Here is a 19,170-nt window from a genome sequence, read left to right as displayed (position 1 = left end):
TCATTAAGTTTATCTATTTAAAATTATACTCAAATATGAACGAGAAAAAGGAAAAGAAGGTAACAAAGGCAACATCATTTGCATAATTTCTGGAGCCGTCTCGAAAAAACTGACAAAAAACGCCTAAATTTACCTTAAAAAGCGCTTCCTTGACATATTTTCCACATTTTCTCCATTTTTTAGCCTATCCTCACTGTCTAAACTAATAGATGTGATTAAACCGATATTTCAATCGGACATAATCAAGCAATACCTTGACCTTGCGTTTGAGAGAATGTCGAAGAAATGAATCAAAATAATAAACGCCGTACCCTTATTTTCCGTGCAACATTAGCCGCCATTGCCATCGCTGCGGCCATATTTTTTTGGTACCAATTTAAAACCCCTCAACAATCTAGCACATCGGATCAACCTTCCGGTTTAAAGCATCCCCCGTTACCCCCGGTTCAAATTGCCACGGCAAAAGAGCAGGCGGTCCCTCGCTTTCTGACCGGGCTTGGCACCATTCAAGCCGCCAATACCGCCACAGTAACCAGCCGGGTTGAAGGTCAGCTTATCGCTTTGCACTTTCAGGAAGGGCAACAAATTAAACAAGGGGATTTACTGGCGGAAATTGATCCACGCCCTTTTCAGGTTCAGTTAGCACAAGCCAAAGGCCAACTTGCTAAAGATGAAGCAATATTGGCGAATGCCCGTCAGGATCTCAATCGCTACCAGAAATTGGCAAACACTCACCTGATTTCCCAACAAGAAATGGATAATCAACGTGCACTTGTCCGCCAACACGAAGCCAGTCTAAAGGTTGATCAAGCAGCAATTGATAGCGCAAAACTTCAACTCACTTACAGCCGTATTACGGCGCCTATTTCCGGTAAAGTGGGCTTGAAGCAGATCGATGTAGGAAATTTTATCTCCAGTGGCAACAACTCTCCTATTGTGGTGATTACTCAAACCGATCCGGTAGATGTGCTGTTTTCACTCCCTGAAAACGATATCAATGCTGTTTTACAAGCTCAGAAAGCGAATCACAACGTCGTTGTTAGCGCCTGGGATCGCAATAACCAGCAACAACTTGCCGAAGGAAAACTGTTGAGCATTGATAATCAAATTGATGCCGCTACCGGCACAATTAAGCTGAAAGCCCGTTTTTCCAATCAAGATAGCGTTTTATTCCCAAATCAGTTCGTTAATGTCCGTATTAAAGTCGATACACTGGAAAACGCAGTGGTGATCCCAAATGCTGCTTTGCAAATGGGTAATGAAGGGAATTTTGTCTGGATGTTAGGCAAAGAGAATAAAGTCAGCAAGCATCTGGTCACGGTCAAATTGCAGGATACAAAACGCGTTGTTATCAGTACCGGCTTGGCAGCAGGTGATAAAGTGGTCACTGATGGCATCGATCGCCTGACAGATGGCGCTAAAGTGGATATTGTCACACCGATAGTAAATAACCCTCAGCCGCAAAAACACGACAAAGCGGAGAATTCCTGATGCAGGTAAGCTCCCTAATCCCAGGAGGCGGACCATCACGCCTGTTCATCTTGCGACCCGTTGCCACCACGCTGTTTATGGCAGCAATTCTACTGGCAGGTATTATCGGCTATCGCATGCTGCCGGTGTCTGCATTACCGGAAGTGGACTACCCCACCATTCAGGTTGTCACACTCTACCCCGGCGCAAGCCCCGATGTGATGACTTCGGCAGTCACCGCACCACTGGAACGTCAACTCGGGCAAATGTCCGGTCTTAAACAGATGGCATCCCAAAGTTCCGGCGGAGCTTCCGTTATCACATTGCAATTCCAACTGACTTTGCCGTTAGATGTCGCCGAGCAGGAAGTGCAGGCAGCCATTAACGCAGCCAGTAATTTACTGCCGAATGACCTTCCTTACCCTCCTATTTACAGCAAGGTTAACCCCGCTGATCCGCCTATTTTAATGCTGGCAGTCACCTCCGATGCAATGCCAATGACACAAATTCAAGATATGGTGGAAACCCGTATTGCACAGAAAATTTCCCAGGTCAACGGTGTGGGGTTGGTGACACTCGCCGGCGGCCAGCGACCAGCCGTCAGAGTGAAACTCAACGCTCAAGCAGTCGCGGCACAGGGATTGGATAGCGAAACGATCCGCACCGCTATCAACAATGCCAACGTTAACTCCGCCAAAGGCAGCCTTGATGGTCCGACCCGTTCCGTCACGCTTTCAGCTAACGATCAAATGAAATCAGTCAATGATTACCGTAACTTGATCGTTGCCTATAAAAACGGATCGCCGGTACGGTTACAAGATGTCGCAACCATTGAACAAGGCGCAGAAAACACCAAACTCGGTGCATGGTCAAATAACAAACAAGCCATTGTGATTAATGTTCAGCGCCAGCCCGGCGCCAATGTCATTGAAACCACAGATAACATTCGTCAGATGTTGCCGGAACTTATCAGCAGCTTGCCTAAATCCGTCGAGATGAAAATCCTGACTGACCGCACGACAACCATTCGTGCTTCTGTGAAAGATGTTCAGTTTGAACTGTTACTAGCAATTGCACTGGTTGTTATGGTGATTTACCTGTTTTTACGTAACGGTATTGCAACACTCATTCCCAGTATCGCCGTTCCTCTTTCACTGATTGGTACATTCGCAGTGATGTATTTCTGCGGTTTCTCCGTCAATAACCTGACGCTAATGGCGCTCACCATTGCCACCGGTTTTGTCGTAGACGATGCCATTGTGGTGATTGAAAATATCTCTCGTTATATAGAACAAGGCGAGAAACCGATGACAGCAGCATTGAAAGGTGCGGGTGAAATCGGTTTTACCATTATCTCCCTGACTTTCTCTTTGATTGCGGTGCTAATCCCGCTGCTTTTTATGGGCGATATCGTTGGGCGCCTGTTTCGTGAGTTTGCGATTACCCTAGCCGTGGCAATTCTGATTTCAGCCATTGTCTCGCTGACATTAACCCCCATGATGTGCGCTCGAATACTGAAACCGGAATCACAGATAAAACACAATCGTTTTGAACAAGCCAGTGAACGCTTTTTTGAACAAATGATCGCCAGTTATGCCGTATGGCTAAAAAGAGCGCTGAACCATCCGTGGATCACATTCGGCATCGCCCTAAGCACATTGGCGCTAACTGTCCTGCTCTATCTGGTGATTCCAAAAGGATTTTTTCCATCGCAAGACAATGGGCTGATTCAGGGAACACTTGAAGCGCCGCAATCCATTTCCTTTGCTGCAATGGTAGATAAACAGCAGCAAGTTTCATCTTTATTACTGCAAGACCCGGCAGTAGAAAATATCGCCACCTTTGTCGGTATTGATGGCAGTAACCCAACATTGAATAACGGGAGACTGCAAATCACACTAAAACCACTGAATCAGCGTGATGACAGAATCGTTGACATTATTCCGCGTTTGCAGGAAAAAGTTGCCGCTATACCCGGCATAAAGCTCTATCTGCAACCGATACAAGATTTGACGATTGACACTCAGGTTACCCGTACCCAATACCAATTCACTTTGCAGGCAACCTCTCTGGATGAACTGAGTATCTGGGTGCCAAAATTATTGGCTGAATTAAAACAGAGAACAGAACTGGTTGATATCAGCAGCGACTGGCAAGATCAGGGGCTTACCGCTCACGTTAAAGTAGACCGAGACACTGCCAGCCGATTGGGTATCTCAATGGCCGCTATAGATAACGCACTCTACAACGCATTCGGCCAGCGGCTAATTTCAACCATTTATACCCAGGCTAATCAATATCGGATCATCTTGGAACATGATGTAACATCGACTCCAGGGCTAGCAGCATTTGATAACATCCGCCTTAACGGAACTGACGGCCATGTCGTGCCTCTCAGGGCTATTGCGACTATTGAACAACGATTTGGCCCACTGGCAATCAATCATCTCGCTCAATTTCCCTCAGCGACATTTTCTTTTAACGTTGCCGAGGATGCTTCTCTCGAACAGGCGGTTAACGCTGTTCGTGATGCAGCACAATTGATCAAAATGCCCAAAGATATTTCCACCCAATTTCAGGGAACAACGCTGGCATTTGAAAGCGCACTGGGCAATACATTGTGGCTAATCGCGGCTGCCATTATCGCTATGTATATCGTGCTAGGCATATTGTATGAAAGCTTCATCCACCCGGTAACAATCCTTTCCACGTTGCCGACAGCGGGAGTGGGTGCACTATTAGCGCTGATGATGGCAGGTCAGGAATTGGATGTCATTGCGATCATCGGCATTATCTTGTTGATAGGTATTGTGAAGAAAAATGCCATCATGATGATCGATTTCGCGCTGGCGGCAGAACGCGAACAGGGATTATCGCCTTACGAAGCCATCTATCAAGCGTGTTTATTACGTTTCCGCCCGATTCTGATGACCACAATGGCAGCGTTGCTTGGAGCACTCCCCTTAATGCTCAGCACCGGTGTAGGCGCTGAATTACGTCGGCCTCTGGGTATCTGTATGGTAGGTGGACTGATTATGAGCCAGATCCTGACGTTGTTTACTACGCCGGTGATCTATTTGCTGTTTGACCGGTTGGCACACTATCGCCGCAATCGCCAGCTATCAACCCCAGGCACTTCATCTATTGATCATCAGGAGCCGCGGTGAAATTTTTTGCCTTATTTATCCAACGTCCTGTTGCCACCACGCTATTGAGTTTAGCCATAACCCTATGTGGAGTATTAGGATTTACCTTGTTGCCGGTTTCTCCTTTACCACAAGTGGACTTTCCGGTGATCTCCGTTTACGCCTCATTACCGGGCGCCTCACCGGAGACAATGGCCTCATCTGTCGCTACTCCGTTGGAGCATGCCTTAGGCCGAATTGCCGGAGTTAATGAAATGACGTCGAGCAGCTCCCTTGGCAATACCGATATCACACTTGAATTTGACCTTAATCGTGATATTAACAGCGCAGCAAGGGATGTACAGGCAGCACTGAATGCCGCTCAAAGTCTGTTGCCTTCCGGTATGCCGAGCAGACCGCATTATTACAAAGTCAATCCGTCTGACGCCCCGATTATGATCCTCACATTGACTTCTGATACCTATAATCAAGGGCAGCTTTATGATTTTGCCTCTACTCAACTGGCTCAGAAAATCGCCCAAGTTGAAGGTGTCAGTGAAGTCTCTGTTGGCGGAAGCTCATTACCGGCAGTCAGAGTTGAATTAAATCCTGGCGCTCTGTTTCATCAGGGAGTTTCGCTAGACGCGGTACGCAAAGCTATCAGCAATGCCAATGTTCGCCGTCCACAAGGATATGTGGATTCCTATCAGCAACACTGGCAAGTTCAAACGAATGACGAGTTAAAAACAGCCGAAAGCTATCGCCCAATCATCGTTCACTATAACAACGGTTCACCAGTGCGATTGCAGGATGTAGCAAATGTAAAAAATTCTGTTCAGAATGTCAGAGCAGCCGGAATGTCTGGCGGTGAACCAGCTATTTTGTTGATTATTCGCCGTGAAGCTGGCGCGAATATTATTGCCACAGTAAACCGTATCCGGGAACAATTACCTACATTACGTGAATCTATTCCTGCCAGTATTCAACTGAAAGTTACTCAAGATCGCACACCAACGATTCGTGCTTCATTAGCAGAAGTAGAACGTGCATTGGTGATTGCTATCGGGCTAGTCATTCTGGTGGTATTCCTGTTTTTGCGTTCCGGTCGCGCAACATTGATCCCGGCCATCGCGGTACCCGTTTCACTCATTGGCACCTTTACCGCCATGTATCTGTGCGGTTTCAGTTTGAACAATCTTTCTTTAATGGCGCTGACGGTTGCCACAGGATTTGTGGTGGATGATGCGATTGTGGTGCTGGAGAATATTTCCCGCCACCTTGAAGCAGGCATAAAACCTCTGCAAGCGGCACTACGTGGTGTCCGGGAGGTGGGTTTTACGGTCCTTTCGATGAGTATTTCACTGGTAGCCGTCTTTATCCCACTCCTACTCATGGATGGATTGGTTGGTCGGCTGTTCCGTGAATTTGCCATTACCTTAACCACCTCAATCGGCATCTCATTATTGGTTTCTCTAACACTAACGCCAATGATGTGCGCTCATTTACTAAAATCTCAGCTTCCCAAAGCACAGAAGAAAATACGGGGATTCGGTAAAGTTCTGCTGAAAATTCAGCAAATTTACGGACGCTCCCTGATGTGGGTTCTTAATCATAGCCGTTGGGTATTGTTAATTTTGGCTGGCATCATTGCTCTAAATGTTTGGCTCTACATCCATATCCCCAAAACTTTTTTCCCGGAACAGGATACCGGTCGGTTACTAGGGTTTGTTCGGGCAGACCAAAGTATCTCTTTCCAATCTATGCGTGAAAAAATGAAAAACTTCATGCAGACAATTAATGCAGATTCTACGGTAGACAACGTTATCGGTTTTACCGGTGGTGGAAGGGTAAATAATGGCTTTATGTTTATCTCTCTGAAACCATTAAAAGAGCGTTCAGAAAGCGCTGAACAGGTTATTTCACGCCTGAGAATTAAACTTGCCAATGAACCGGGGGCAAATCTGTTTCTCATTCCGGTACAGGATATTAAGGCTGGCGGTCGCCAGGCTAATGCTAGCTATCAATTTACATTGCTGGCAGATGATCTAAACGATCTTCGCAAATGGGAACCTGTTATCCGTAAGGCATTAGGGCAATTGCCCCAACTGACCGACGTGAATTCGGATAAAGAGGATAAAGGGGCTGAAATGGCAATAACCTATGACCGCGATACCATGTCTCGTCTGGGAATCAATGTCAGTGAAGCCAATAGTCTACTGAATAATGCTTTTGGTCAGCGACAAATATCCACTATTTATCAACCACTTAATCAGTACAAGGTTGTGATGGAAGTTGCACCAGAATATACACAGGATGTCAGCGCACTGGAAAAAATGTTTGTGATTAACAATCAAGGAAAAGCTATTCCACTCTCCTATTTTGCCCATTGGCAACCGGCTAACGCTCCGCTAAGTGTCAATCATCAAGGGCTTTCTGCTGCTTCAACCATTGCTTTCAATGTACCAGAAGGCTATACCCTCTCTGATGCTGTCAATGCAATTGAAAGAACCATGACTGAACTCAGTGTACCCTCGACAGTTCGCGGCACTTTTGCTGGTACCGCCCAGATTTTCCAGGAAACCCAGAAATCCCAATTATTCTTGATTCTGGCCGCCATTATTACCGTCTACCTGGTGCTAGGGATACTGTATGAAAGTTATATCCATCCATTGACTATTCTCTCTACCCTGCCTTCTGCCGGCATTGGCGCCCTGCTGGCATTGGAACTGTTTGACACACCATTCAGCCTGATAGCATTAATAGGCATCATGTTATTGATTGGTATCGTAAAAAAGAACGCCATTATTATGGTGGATTTTGCTATTGAAGCTCAGCGTAACGGTAATATTCGCGCCCGTGATGCGATATTCCAAGCCAGCCTGTTACGTTTCCGTCCAATTCTGATGACCACGCTGGCCGCCTTGTTTGGTGCTCTGCCACTGGTTTTAAGTAGTGGCGATGGTGCGGAATTACGCCAACCCTTAGGAATAACCATTGTGGGTGGTTTGGTCATGAGCCAGCTTTTAACGCTATATACCACACCGGTTGTCTATCTCTGTTTTGATCGACTAAGGGAAAAGTGGCAACAACGGCGTTCCACCAGACAAATTATGGAGCCATTATGAAACTAGGCATCAGTGGTAAACTGTTTATGGCCATCTTCGCCACTTGTATGCTAGTGCTTATCACCATGCACTGGGGAGTAAGAAGCAGCTTCCAGCATGGTTTTATTGGTTATATCAAACAAAATATCCAGTTACGTACCGCTATGTTAGCCGAAGCACTGGCTGAACAATATCAACAATATGGTAGCTGGAAATTTTTAAAGAGGAATGATCGAGCAATTTTTCAAATCATTCGCTCCATTGAACAAACCAGTGAAAGCTACCAAGGTCCACCACCTCGCGGTTGGCGAACCCAATTTTGGGTGGTGGATAGTGACATGAAACTACTGGTTGGTCATGACGGTAGAATTCCGTCAGAAACCTATCGCAAACCGATCCTCTATCATCATCAAGTCGTTGGCTGGGTCATTGTCAGCACATCAGATAAAATTACCCGTCAAGCTGACATCAGTTTTGATCGCCAACAGCAACTGACAAGCTGGATCATCGCCGGTTTATCTACCTTGCTGGCAATCATAGCCACGCTATTATTGTCCCGCGGTATGTTAAAACCCGTTAAACGTTTGGTTGAAGGGACGCATAAACTGGCCGCCGGCGATTTCAGCGCCCGAGTCACACCATCAAGTAAAGATGAAATTGGTCAGCTTGCCCACAATTTTAACCAGCTCGCCAGTACCCTGGAAAAAAACGAGCAGATGCGTCGCGATTATATGGCCGATATTTCTCATGAACTGCGCACCCCCCTTTCTATATTGCGCGGTGAATTGGAAGCGTTACAGGATGGTGTTCACAAACCCACCCCAGAAACGCTCAATTCGTTATTGGCTGAAATTACCACATTGACCAAACTGGTTGATGATCTACACCAACTCTCTTTATCCGATCGCGGAGCGCTGGCATACCGGAAAGAATTTATCAATATCAGTGAGTTAATTCAGGCTGCTATTGCATCTTATCGTGGACGTTTCCTTGATAAACAAATCCAAATAGATGTTAAACTTCCTGAAACTATTATGGTGTTTGCTGACCCAAGCAGATTGACTCAGCTATTTCACAACTTACTGGAAAACAGTCTTCGCTATACCGCTGATAATGGAAAATTAATCATTAAAGGTTGCTCTAACGAGCACCACTTCATTCTGAATTGGGAGGACAGTAAGCCCGGTTTGTCACCAGAGCAATGCCAACGGGTTTTTGAACGGTTCTACCGTAGTGAATCCTCACGAAACCGTGCCAGTGGTGGATCAGGGCTTGGGTTAGCTATTTGCTATAACATTGTTGAAGCACATGGCGGTACAATCCATGCTAAACCCTCACCTTTAGGTGGTTTGAGAATTATCGTAGAATTGCCGCTAACTAAATCCCTCGACGGCGAAATGTTATGAGTACAGAGTTTGAACAATATACTGTTTTGATTGTTGAAGATGAGCCAAAGCTTGGTCAGTTGCTGGTTGATTACCTGCGGGCGGCTGATTACAAAACCCAGTGGCTACTACGGGGTGATGAAGCTGTCTCCCATGTACAACAACATATTCCAGATATTATTTTGCTGGATCTGATGCTTCCAGGCTGTGATGGCATATCTATCTGTCGGGACATTCGCCGCTTCTCTGACGTACCGATTATCATGGTCACCGCCAAAACGGAAGAAATTGACCGTTTACTTGGATTGGAAATCGGGGCAGATGATTATATTTGTAAACCTTATAGTCCACGTGAAATTGTTGCGCGAGTTAAAACGATTCTTCGTCGTTGTTATCGACCACAAGATATTGTCAAACAAAGTGATTTGCAAATTGACGAGGACTGTTTCCAAGCGCGTTACCGCGATAAAATATTGGATTTAACCCCGGTTGAATTCCGGTTATTAAAAACGATGGCAAGTCGCCCAGGACAAGTATTTTCCCGCGATAAATTACTGAATAATCTGTATGACGATCACCGAATCGTGACAGACCGTACTATTGATAGCCACATTAAAAATTTACGCCGTAAACTGGAACAATTGGACAACAGTAAAACATTCATTCGTTCTATTTATGGACTTGGTTACCGATGGGAAGCGGATATATGCCGTTTGTTATAACTGTCACATTTTAACTGAATTAAATTTCTCTCAACCTTTCACCGGTCAGAAATTCAGCTATATTAAAAATACTTACTTTAATTGGAGGAATTTCTTATGGCTATAGGTCATTATGATCTTAAGAGAACAAAAAACAAGCAGTATTACTTCAATTTAAAAGCATCGAACGGTGAAGTTATCCTTACCAGTGAAATGTACACCACCAAGGCAGCAGCGAATAAAGGAATTCGTTCTGTCCAAGCAAATTCACCGGCAGAAAAAAACTTCGAAATCAGAGAAAACAAATCTGGCAAGTCCTATTTCGTGCTGAAAGCGAGAAACTATCAAGTTATCGGCATCAGTGAATCTCACGATAATGAAGTCGCGGCCAAAAAAGGCATTCAATCTGCGATTAAACATGGCTCGAGCACCAATGTCCGAGATTTAACAAAGTCAGAATGACATTTTTTCATGATAAACCGCACCTTATCAGTTGAAAGTTACTATCAATTGATAAGGCGCCCTTCATCGATCAATAGAATCGAACGATTCATGCCAATAAATTTGTGTCCCTAACAAATTAAGCGTTAGAATCCCCATCTTATCCTTACTTTTTATAGTGAAAACTAATCTCAACTCAAATCGAGAATTTTTTAACCATGTTTACTCCAGAATTACTTTCCCCTGCCGGTTCGCTGAAAAATATGCGCTATGCTTTTGCCTATGGCGCAGACGCTGTATATGCCGGTCAACCACGTTACAGCCTGCGCGTCCGCAATAATGAATTTAATCACGAAAATCTGGCACTCGGCATTAAAGAAGCTCATGAACTTGGTAAACGCTTTTATGTTGTGGTCAATATTGCACCTCACAATGCCAAACTGAAAACTTTTATCCGTGATCTAAAACCTGTCATTGATATGGGACCAGATGCTCTCATTATGTCCGATCCCGGACTGATCATGATGGTTCGTGAAGCTTTTCCTGCAATGGAAATTCATCTTTCCGTTCAAGCTAACGCAGTTAATTGGGCAACAGTAAAATTCTGGCAACAAATGGGGCTGACGCGGGTCATTCTTTCCCGAGAACTTTCTCTCGATGAAATTAACGAGATTCGCCAGCAGGTTCCCGGTATGGAACTGGAAGTTTTCGTACATGGCGCATTGTGTATGGCCTATTCCGGTCGTTGCCTGTTGTCCGGCTACATTAATAAACGAGATCCCAATCAGGGAACCTGCACTAATGCCTGCCGTTGGGAATATCATGTCCAAGAAGGCAAAGAGGATGATATCGGTAATATTGTGCATATGCATGAACCTATACCGACAAAAAATATCGAGCCAACATTGGGAAAGGGCGCACCAACAGATAAAGTATTTACGTTCGAAGAAGCAAAACGCCCTGGTGAATATATGTCAGCTTTCGAAGATGAGCATGGTACTTATATCATGAATTCTAAAGATTTACGTGCTGTTGAGCATGTTGAGCGATTAACTAAAATGGGCGTTCACTCTTTGAAAATCGAAGGACGGACAAAATCCTTCTATTACTGCGCTCGCACAGCACAAGTTTACCGCCGAGCCATTGATGATGCCGTCGCAGGGAAACCTTTTGATCCAACTCTGCTAACAACGTTAGAAGGACTCGCTCATCGCGGCTATACCGAAGGATTTTTACGCCGTCATACCCATGATGCCTATCAGACTTATGAATATGGCTATTCGATATCCGATACACAACAATTTGTTGGTGAATTTACGGGTAAACGAGTCAACGGATTAGCTGAAGTTGCTGTCAAGAATAAATTCATGATCGGAGATCGTCTCGAATTAATGACACCATCAGGCAATATCCAGTTTACATTGGAAGCAATGCAGGATAAAAAAGGCCAACCAATGGAAGTTGCGCCTGGGGATGGGTATATTGTCTATTTGCCAATGCCGGAACAAATCGATATTAATTATGCCTTATTAATACGTAATCTAAATGGTATTAATTCTCAATCTGCTCAAACGAACTGAGACTCAGACAAATAATCATCAATATCCCCTCTTTATGAGGATATATTTCTTTTTTTAGAAACAGATCACATCAATACTATTTTATTTACCGTAGTATTGCTGGCGAAAAATAAAAAATTAAAAAAGTTTTACAGTAAGACTAGGAACCACCTCCTTGGCCGGCTCAATCTCCCTTGAGCTGGCCTTTTCTTTTTTCCTCCGAGAAATAAAATCAACAAGTTACAGAATTCATTTACATGATTAATTAAATAGAGAAATTTAACTATTAAAGCCATGAATATTTATATCAATGTGTTCCTTATACCTATATATTAATAAGAAAATATTTCTACTTATTGAAATATCACACTATCTAAAGAAATGTAATTAAAATTTTCCACTGTTCAATAATTCAGGAAATCCATCATATTTAGACCAAATATTATACAATTTGATAGAATTAATCAGGTGAAAATTATGAAAACAGATAATTACAATTTACTTATTGTTAAAACTATTAGTTCAACATTTAGCTGACTATACCGACTTAACAACCCAAAATGGATTTTGTTTTATATATATCCATAGTATAAACAGGGGTAAAATAGCCAAATCACCCCAAAGCTGATAAACAGCAGCACAGTACATGTTACTCTCTTGTAAAGATGAAATTTAATCCCACAATAGGAGCTGCTCAGTAAACCAAAAAACTATAGAAACCCATTTTTACACCGAACCAGCATGAAAAATATCACCTAACAATAACATCAGGAAAAATTAGCTTAGCGAGTAACAGCAATAGACATTCAACCTTTATCTATCAAACTCTTAACCTATATCAATAGAGCCAATAACTTTATAAAACATCGTTTGCAAACAAATTACTAAAGAAGAAATGTAATAAGAAATCACTCTTGGCAAATGAAAGAAACCTAAATGTCACTATTGGTAATAAAAACATGAGAAATTTTCTACCTGTGACAAAATCAAATTATATTGATGTATTTTTCAATTAGTTAATTAATGGATAAATACAAGTTAAAACTAAGAATTTAGTATAATTATTATTTTATATTATTATCACTTTTAAGAAAGAATAAATAACCATATTGACTGTTGCTTACAGAATTATGTGGATTTAAAAACATTGATGCCAAAAATGGTTATTTATCATGTACAATATTGAAACATGGTTATAACTCAATTGACAAAATAAAAAATTATTAACACGAACAATTAAAACCAATTAAATTTATATCAATAGCTGTAAATAAAATATGAACACCTAACCTTGTAAAACTCATTTAAATAATAGAAAAACATATTGTATCTTTATAAAAGACTCATGTAATAAAACATTAAGTTTAGCGATATAAATAGTAAAATATAAAGAATAACTTTATTTATCGGTTAATTAAATCACGCAAACAATGAAACAATTTAATATTAATCAATGAGTTATTTATTGAGAATGATAAATTAACATTAGTTTTTACTCCAAAATCACCTAACAATCTTATCAATTCTATCCAACAACATTGTAATATTATAAATCAATAAAGAACAATAACTAAAGGATTAATTCTTTCATAAATAAAAAGGCACTAATAGATAGAGATTTACGATAATAAATTTATTTCCTTTTTTTGATATTGATAAAGAGAAATAGTTAAATTTATAATATATAATCTGCATAGATAAAAACCTAAAATAAATAAAATATAAATTATTTTTCCCGAAACTTTATAGAAACAATAATATATATCCAATCTATAATGAAAACATTTCATTGTTGAATAATAAAAGCAAAGGAAATATTAACAATATCAACAAAGACGATCAGTTTAACTATATTGATATTGCAATTTATCAAAACCCAATCAATATCAATGTCATAAATACAATGAATAATTTATTCTTTATCAGTATTAAATCTCATACATCTCTTTATCTTATCCAAGAAAATTGTCTGCTAGCAAGCAATAAGAATTACAAAAATATATAACCCAACACATAAAGAGCTTACGCTTTCGCCCCTATATCCCCTAAAGAATGGTCATGTCACTCTTGCGCTAAATAGCCGCTTTCCAAGTAATAAAATTCTCTTTATCCCCCCCACCTGAAGCGATCCACTACCACTTCCCTCCCAATACAACTTGTTATCCTAAAAAGGATAAATGACAATCAATGATATCTTTTCATAACTGGAGTAAAACATGACTGATATCGCTAAGTTGTTAGGCAAAGATGCGGACAGTTTATTGCAACATCGTTGTAATACCATCCCAAGTGAAAATCTCTATCTGCCAGGCTCCGATTTTGTTGACCGAGTAATGATCGACAATAACCGACCCAATACAGTTTTGCGCTCCATGCAAACATTGTTAAATCATGGTCGTCTTGGAGGCACTGGTTATTTATCTATTTTGCCGGTGGACCAAGGAGTAGAACATTCTGCTGCCGCTTCTTTTGCAGCAAATCCTCTCTATTTCGATCCCAAAAATATCGTTGAACTGGCTATCGAAGCCGGCTGTAACTGTGTTGCCTCTACTTATGGCGTGTTATCCTCTGTTTCTCGTCGTTATGCTCATAAGATCCCATTTTTGGTTAAACTGAACCACAATGAAGCACTGAGCTATCCCGCCCAATATGATCAAACTTTATATGCCAGTGTTGAACAAGCATTTGAGATGGGTGCCGTTGCCGTTGGCGCAACGATTTACTTTGGCTCTATTGAATCACGGCGTCAAATTGAGGAAATTTCAGCCGCCTTTAAACGGGCGCATGAATTGGGCATGGTAACGGTATTGTGGGCCTACCTGCGTAATTCTGCCTTCAAAAAAGAGGGGGTAGATTATCACTCCAGTGCGGACTTAACAGGCCAGGCTAACCATTTGGCCGTCACTATCGGCGCTGATATCGTTAAGCAGAAAATGGCCGAAAATAATGGCGGCTATACTGCAATTGGTTTTGGTCATACCGATAAACGTGTTTACACTAATTTGACTAGCGACCATCCTATCGATCTGGTCCGTTATCAGATAGCTAACTGCTACATGGGACGCGCCGGTATGATCAACTCAGGTGGTGCATCCGGTAATAATGATTTGAGTGACTCCGTTCGTACCGCCGTCATTAATAAACGCGCAGGCGGCATGGGGCTAATCCTCGGTCGTAAGGCGTTCAAAAAATCCATGAAAGAAGGTATTGAACTGATTAATGCGGTTCAAGATGTCTATCTGGATAAGCAAGTGACTATCGCGTAAATCAAGCTGTCAAGCTTGTCGCCGGTGATAATGAGTAGATAGTAAGTCGCTACCAATGTTGAGTTATACTGCTCTCACAGCATAAATACCTTACTCTTCTTATTCATTATCACTTTCTCACCCAATCCCGAAAACGCCTGTCAGTTATTCTCACCACCACTGATGAAAATGGTGCACAGGCCCAATGCCTTTTCCTACCTCTAACGAGTCCGCCTGTTCTAATGCCGCCTGGAGGTATGATTTGGCAACAGGCAGGGTTGTCTGCCAATTCGAGTAACGTGGACGCAAAGCAGCTAGCGCAGCGGAGAGCGTACACCCTGTACCATGTGTATGGCGCGTATTGATTCTGGGCGCAGTAAAACGCCATTCACCCTCAACAGTAAACAGCCAATCAGGGCTTTCATGCTCTGTAAGGTGCCCGCCTTTCAGTAAAACGGCTTCGCATCCTAGCGATAATAATTCACGCCCCTGTTTTTGCATGTCCGTTTCGGTTTTTGCTACAGAGCACTTTAATATCGCTGCGGCTTCCGGCAAATTTGGGGTAATCAACGAAACCTTCGGTAATAATCGTTCAACAACCTCGGAAACCGCTTCCGGCGCCAGCAACGGATCGCCACTTTTCGCAATCATTACCGTATCCAATACAACATAAGGAACGGAATAACGACTTATTGCATCAGCAACAACGACAACGTTGGCTGCATTAGATAACATGCCTATCTTAGCGCTATCAATTCTGATATCTGACAGCACAGATTCAAGCTGTGCCGCAACAAAAGTAGGATCGATATCATAAATGGATTGCACACCACAGGTATTTTGCGCAACAAGCGCTGTCATTACTGTTGTGCCATAAGCACCAAGTGCAGAGAAAGTTTTTAGGTCAGCTTGAATGCCGGCACCGCCGCTAGGATCAGTACCGGCAATTGTCAGTGAATTGATTCTCATCATAAGCACCTCTTCCAACCAGCAAAAGAAAAGCAAGTATCAGGAAAAGACACCATGACTTCCCTACGCTGGCATTATCCAGATCAGGTATTACGGGTTCATCTCAGCTCAATAAAGAGCGCCCCGAGCCAAAACAAAAACACCCTATCAGATAACCAACAGGGTGATATCGGTATGTCATTGTTGCCAGTAAAAAACCAATCAGACAACAAATTTACTTCGTCAATCCAAAATGATCGACAAAAAGAAGTTATGCTGTAGTGACGTTTGCCGCAGAAGGACCTTTCTGACCGTCCTGAATTTCAAACTCAACTTTTTGGCCTTCCGCCAGAGTTTTAAAACCCTCGCTCTGAATAGCGCTAAAATGTACAAACACATCTTTGCTACCATCAGCAGGAGTAATAAAGCCAAAACCTTTTGATTCGTTGAACCACTTTACAGTACCAGTGATTTTTGCCATTTTAAGAATTTCCTTTGGATCACTTAATTCTAATTCGCCGTTTCGGCGCAACATAAAAACTAGAGCAAGTTGCTGCTATTAACAGAACTGTATAACAGAACCGTACCTCGTTTACCCGAACGATTTATCACATATTCTTAATATGATGGCAAGCCATTTTTTATCAGCTATGGAGCTAACGCACATATTTAAAATTCTTAACAACAATTATTGTTTAACATAACTGCAAAAATTTGAAAATCCAAGGTTATCCTAATTAGCTTACAGTTTATCCACTCAACAAAACCCCAGATAACATAAAAAATTCTAATTTATTTTGCCTATCTTATTATTAGATTTTTTATATCTATTAGTATGTTCACAGAGGCCAATCTCTACTGTTTGGGTGAAAGAAAAAATCAACACACTCCCAATATTAGTCGACTAAAATATCAGTATTAAATATACCCAGTTAATACCTATCACATCTTAATATTAATTTTTCGTTTAACTTTTATTGAAAATAGCAAGAGTAGAATTCCTGAATTTAGATGTTTGTCATATTTTACGTGATGCGCAGGATCTTCCCAATTTATGTCGTCGGGAAATTTGGAGCAATAAATAATGAAGTTTGATTTAACCACAGCCTGTACCCTATCAGCCACTCTTTTAGTCTCATCTGGGACAGTGTTGGCAGCAACAGCAAATACTGCTAATAAATCATTAGCAACGACTCAATCACACACACCGCTCGGTTATAGCAACAATTCAGGTAGTTTATGGGAAAAATTCAACAATAATGTCGCTCTCACCTGGAATGCACCCGACAATGAACTTTATCTGCCGGTAATTACTTGGCATAACAGGCATACCTACGATAAAGAGAAAATCGATAGATATAATGAGCGGCCCTGGGGTTTCGGCTATGGTAAATATCGTTACGACCAAGACAATGATTGGCATTCCCTTTATGCAATGGCTTTTATGGATTCTCATAACCGTTTGGAACCCATCGTTGGCTATGGATTTCAGAAAATGTGGATACCCGGTGATTTAGATGGTTTCCGAATGGGAATCGGTTTCACTTTAAGCGTTACAGCTCGTCATGATTATTATTATGTCCCTATTCCACTGCCACTACCGTTATTCTCCATAGAATATGATCGGTTATCGCTGCAAGGGACATATATTCCCGGCACATATAATAACGGTAACGTCCTCTTCGCTTGGTTACGTTGGCAATGGTAACTGGATAAAAAATACCAGGCTGTGTAATATCAGCCTGGTATCTTCATAGAGATAATCCAAATATATGTTATCCCTGCTCCTGTGCTCTCATTTTATCACGGCGGGAACGAGACATTAAAAACCCAATCCATAACACACCCACCCAGAATGGCATCAGAATGACTGAAATACGGATGCTGTCCATCATCAAAATAATGACGAGTATAAAGGCAAGGAAAGCCAGACACAGATAATTACCGAATGGATACCAGAATGCCTTAAATGATGGCTCTATTCCCTGTTTAACTTTTTCCGCCCGGAATTTTAAATGCGCCGTACAGATCATGACCCAATTAATCACTAACGTTGTTACCACCAACGCCATCAATAATTCAAATGCTTTGCCCGGCATTACATAATTAATCAATACACCAACGGACGTTGCCAAAGCAGACACGACAATGGCTCTGATAGGAACACCACTCTCATTAACTTTTGTCAGCATCCCAGGAGCATTGCCTTGTTTTGCTAAACCGTACAGCATCCGGCTGTTACAATACACTCCGCTGTTATAAACGGATAATGCGGCAGTTAGGACAACAATATTCAGAACGTTAGCCACCCAGAAACTATCCAGGTTGTGAAAAATCATAACAAATGGGCTTTCACCTTCAACGACATTGCCCCACGGATAAAGCGACAATAACACGGTCAGAGAACCAATATAGAAAATCAATATTCTGTATACTACCTGATTGGTGGCCTTAGGAATGCTGATACGTGGATTTTCCGCTTCTGCTGCGGTAATACCTACCAGTTCCAATCCACCAAAAGAGAACATGATCACAGCCATTGCCATGATTAGGCTGGTGATGCCATTAGGCATAAAGCCGCCATGTTGCCAAAGGTTAGTAATACTGGCCTGAGGTCCGCCATTTCCGCTAACTAACAAGTAAGCGCCAAATACAATCATACAGATAATGGCGGTCACTTTAATGATGGAAAACCAAAATTCTGTTTCACCATATAATCGGACATTAATTAAATTTACTGTATTGATTAAGACAAAGAAGACGGTTGCAGAAACCCAGGTTGGAATATCAGGCCACCAGTAGTGGATATACATTCCCACAGCCGTTAATTCAGCCATGCCAACCAGAGTAAACATCGCCCAGTAATTCCAACCTGATAAAAATCCGGGAAAATCCCCCCAATATTTATACGCGAAATGACTAAACGACCCCGCTACAGGCTCCTCGACCACCATCTCTCCTAGCTGACGCATAATCAGAAATGCAATAAAGCCTGCGATAGCGTATCCTAAAATTACGGAGGGACCTGCCATTTTTATGGTTTGTGCAATACCGAGAAACAACCCAGTCCCGACAGCCCCCCCCAAAGCAATAAGTTGAATATGCCGGTTTTTTAAACCGCGTTTAAGTGTTGACCGCTGCGATTGTCCTGCCATCTTGTCCTCTTGATGCAACTTCTATCTTGTTATTAGT

Annotated in this window: 12 protein-coding genes and 1 riboswitch; of the genes, 9 read left to right on the top strand and 3 right to left on the bottom strand. The window is 42.1% G+C overall.

Annotated elements, in window-relative coordinates; genetic code table 11:
• The first annotated feature begins 285 nt into the window (after positions 1 to 285).
• From EAE93_RS06835 to fbaB, 8 genes are all read left to right on the top strand, one after another.
• The gene (locus EAE93_RS06835) at positions 286 to 1,491 is read left to right on the top strand and encodes an MdtA/MuxA family multidrug efflux RND transporter periplasmic adaptor subunit (protein WP_036805100.1); all 1,206 of its coding nucleotides are present in this window, start codon (positions 286 to 288) and stop codon (positions 1,489 to 1,491) included.
• A complete protein-coding gene (locus EAE93_RS06830) occupies positions 1,491 to 4,637 on the top strand; it encodes an MdtB/MuxB family multidrug efflux RND transporter permease subunit (RefSeq protein ID WP_214039359.1) in 3,147 nt (1,048 codons plus the stop codon). The genes EAE93_RS06835 and EAE93_RS06830 overlap by 1 nt, the downstream gene beginning before the upstream one ends.
• Complete coding sequence (gene mdtC / locus EAE93_RS06825) at positions 4,634 to 7,720, top strand: multidrug efflux RND transporter permease subunit MdtC (protein WP_214039358.1); 3,087 nt, start codon at positions 4,634 to 4,636, stop codon at positions 7,718 to 7,720. Before EAE93_RS06830 ends, mdtC begins: the two co-directional genes overlap by 4 nt.
• The gene (baeS, locus tag EAE93_RS06820) at positions 7,717 to 9,105 is read left to right on the top strand and encodes an envelope stress sensor histidine kinase BaeS (protein WP_214039357.1); all 1,389 of its coding nucleotides are present in this window, start codon (positions 7,717 to 7,719) and stop codon (positions 9,103 to 9,105) included. The genes mdtC and baeS overlap by 4 nt, the downstream gene beginning before the upstream one ends.
• Positions 9,102 to 9,806 (top strand): envelope stress response regulator BaeR, encoded by a 705-nt coding sequence (baeR, locus tag EAE93_RS06815; protein WP_036805090.1) that lies wholly within the window; start codon positions 9,102 to 9,104, stop codon positions 9,804 to 9,806. The genes baeS and baeR overlap by 4 nt, the downstream gene beginning before the upstream one ends.
• 96 nt (positions 9,807 to 9,902) lie before the next feature.
• Positions 9,903 to 10,247, top strand: coding sequence for a YegP family protein (locus EAE93_RS06810; RefSeq protein WP_036805088.1), 345 nt, complete (start codon positions 9,903 to 9,905; stop codon positions 10,245 to 10,247).
• Between the two features lie 197 nt (positions 10,248 to 10,444).
• Positions 10,445 to 11,806, top strand: a complete 1,362-nt coding sequence (gene trhP / locus EAE93_RS06805) for a prephenate-dependent tRNA uridine(34) hydroxylase TrhP (RefSeq protein WP_105397089.1) — start codon at positions 10,445 to 10,447, stop codon at positions 11,804 to 11,806.
• Between the two features lie 2,195 nt (positions 11,807 to 14,001).
• The gene (fbaB, locus tag EAE93_RS06800; RefSeq protein ID WP_105395017.1) at positions 14,002 to 15,051 is read left to right on the top strand and encodes a class I fructose-bisphosphate aldolase; all 1,050 of its coding nucleotides are present in this window, start codon (positions 14,002 to 14,004) and stop codon (positions 15,049 to 15,051) included.
• A gap of 150 nt (positions 15,052 to 15,201) precedes the next feature.
• Here fbaB and thiD read toward each other — a convergent pair whose 3' ends face one another.
• On the bottom strand, positions 15,202 to 16,002 hold the full coding sequence (gene thiD, locus EAE93_RS06795; RefSeq protein WP_214039356.1) for a bifunctional hydroxymethylpyrimidine kinase/phosphomethylpyrimidine kinase: 801 nt from the start codon (positions 16,000 to 16,002) through the stop codon (positions 15,202 to 15,204).
• Positions 16,003 to 16,042: 40 nt separating this feature from the next.
• Positions 16,043 to 16,135, bottom strand: a riboswitch (TPP riboswitch).
• Between the two features lie 114 nt (positions 16,136 to 16,249).
• On the bottom strand, positions 16,250 to 16,459 hold the full coding sequence (cspE, locus tag EAE93_RS06790) for a transcription antiterminator/RNA stability regulator CspE (RefSeq protein ID WP_036781809.1): 210 nt from the start codon (positions 16,457 to 16,459) through the stop codon (positions 16,250 to 16,252).
• A 603-nt stretch (positions 16,460 to 17,062) separates the two neighbouring features.
• On the opposite strand from cspE, the gene pagP reads away from it, so the two are divergent.
• Positions 17,063 to 17,686, top strand: a complete 624-nt coding sequence (pagP, locus tag EAE93_RS06785) for a lipid IV(A) palmitoyltransferase PagP (protein WP_036781808.1) — start codon at positions 17,063 to 17,065, stop codon at positions 17,684 to 17,686.
• 67 nt (positions 17,687 to 17,753) lie between these two features.
• Here pagP and EAE93_RS06780 read toward each other — a convergent pair whose 3' ends face one another.
• Positions 17,754 to 19,133: an amino acid permease gene (locus tag EAE93_RS06780; protein WP_036805075.1), complete on the bottom strand. Its 1,380-nt coding sequence runs from the start codon at positions 19,131 to 19,133 to the stop codon at positions 17,754 to 17,756.
• Between the last annotated feature and the right edge of the window lie 37 nt (positions 19,134 to 19,170).

The sequence above is a fragment of the Photorhabdus akhurstii genome, from assembly GCF_018448925.1.
GTDB classification, from domain to species: Bacteria; Pseudomonadota; Gammaproteobacteria; order Enterobacterales; family Enterobacteriaceae; genus Photorhabdus; species Photorhabdus akhurstii.
This window is presented reverse-complemented; position numbering and strand designations above follow the sequence as displayed.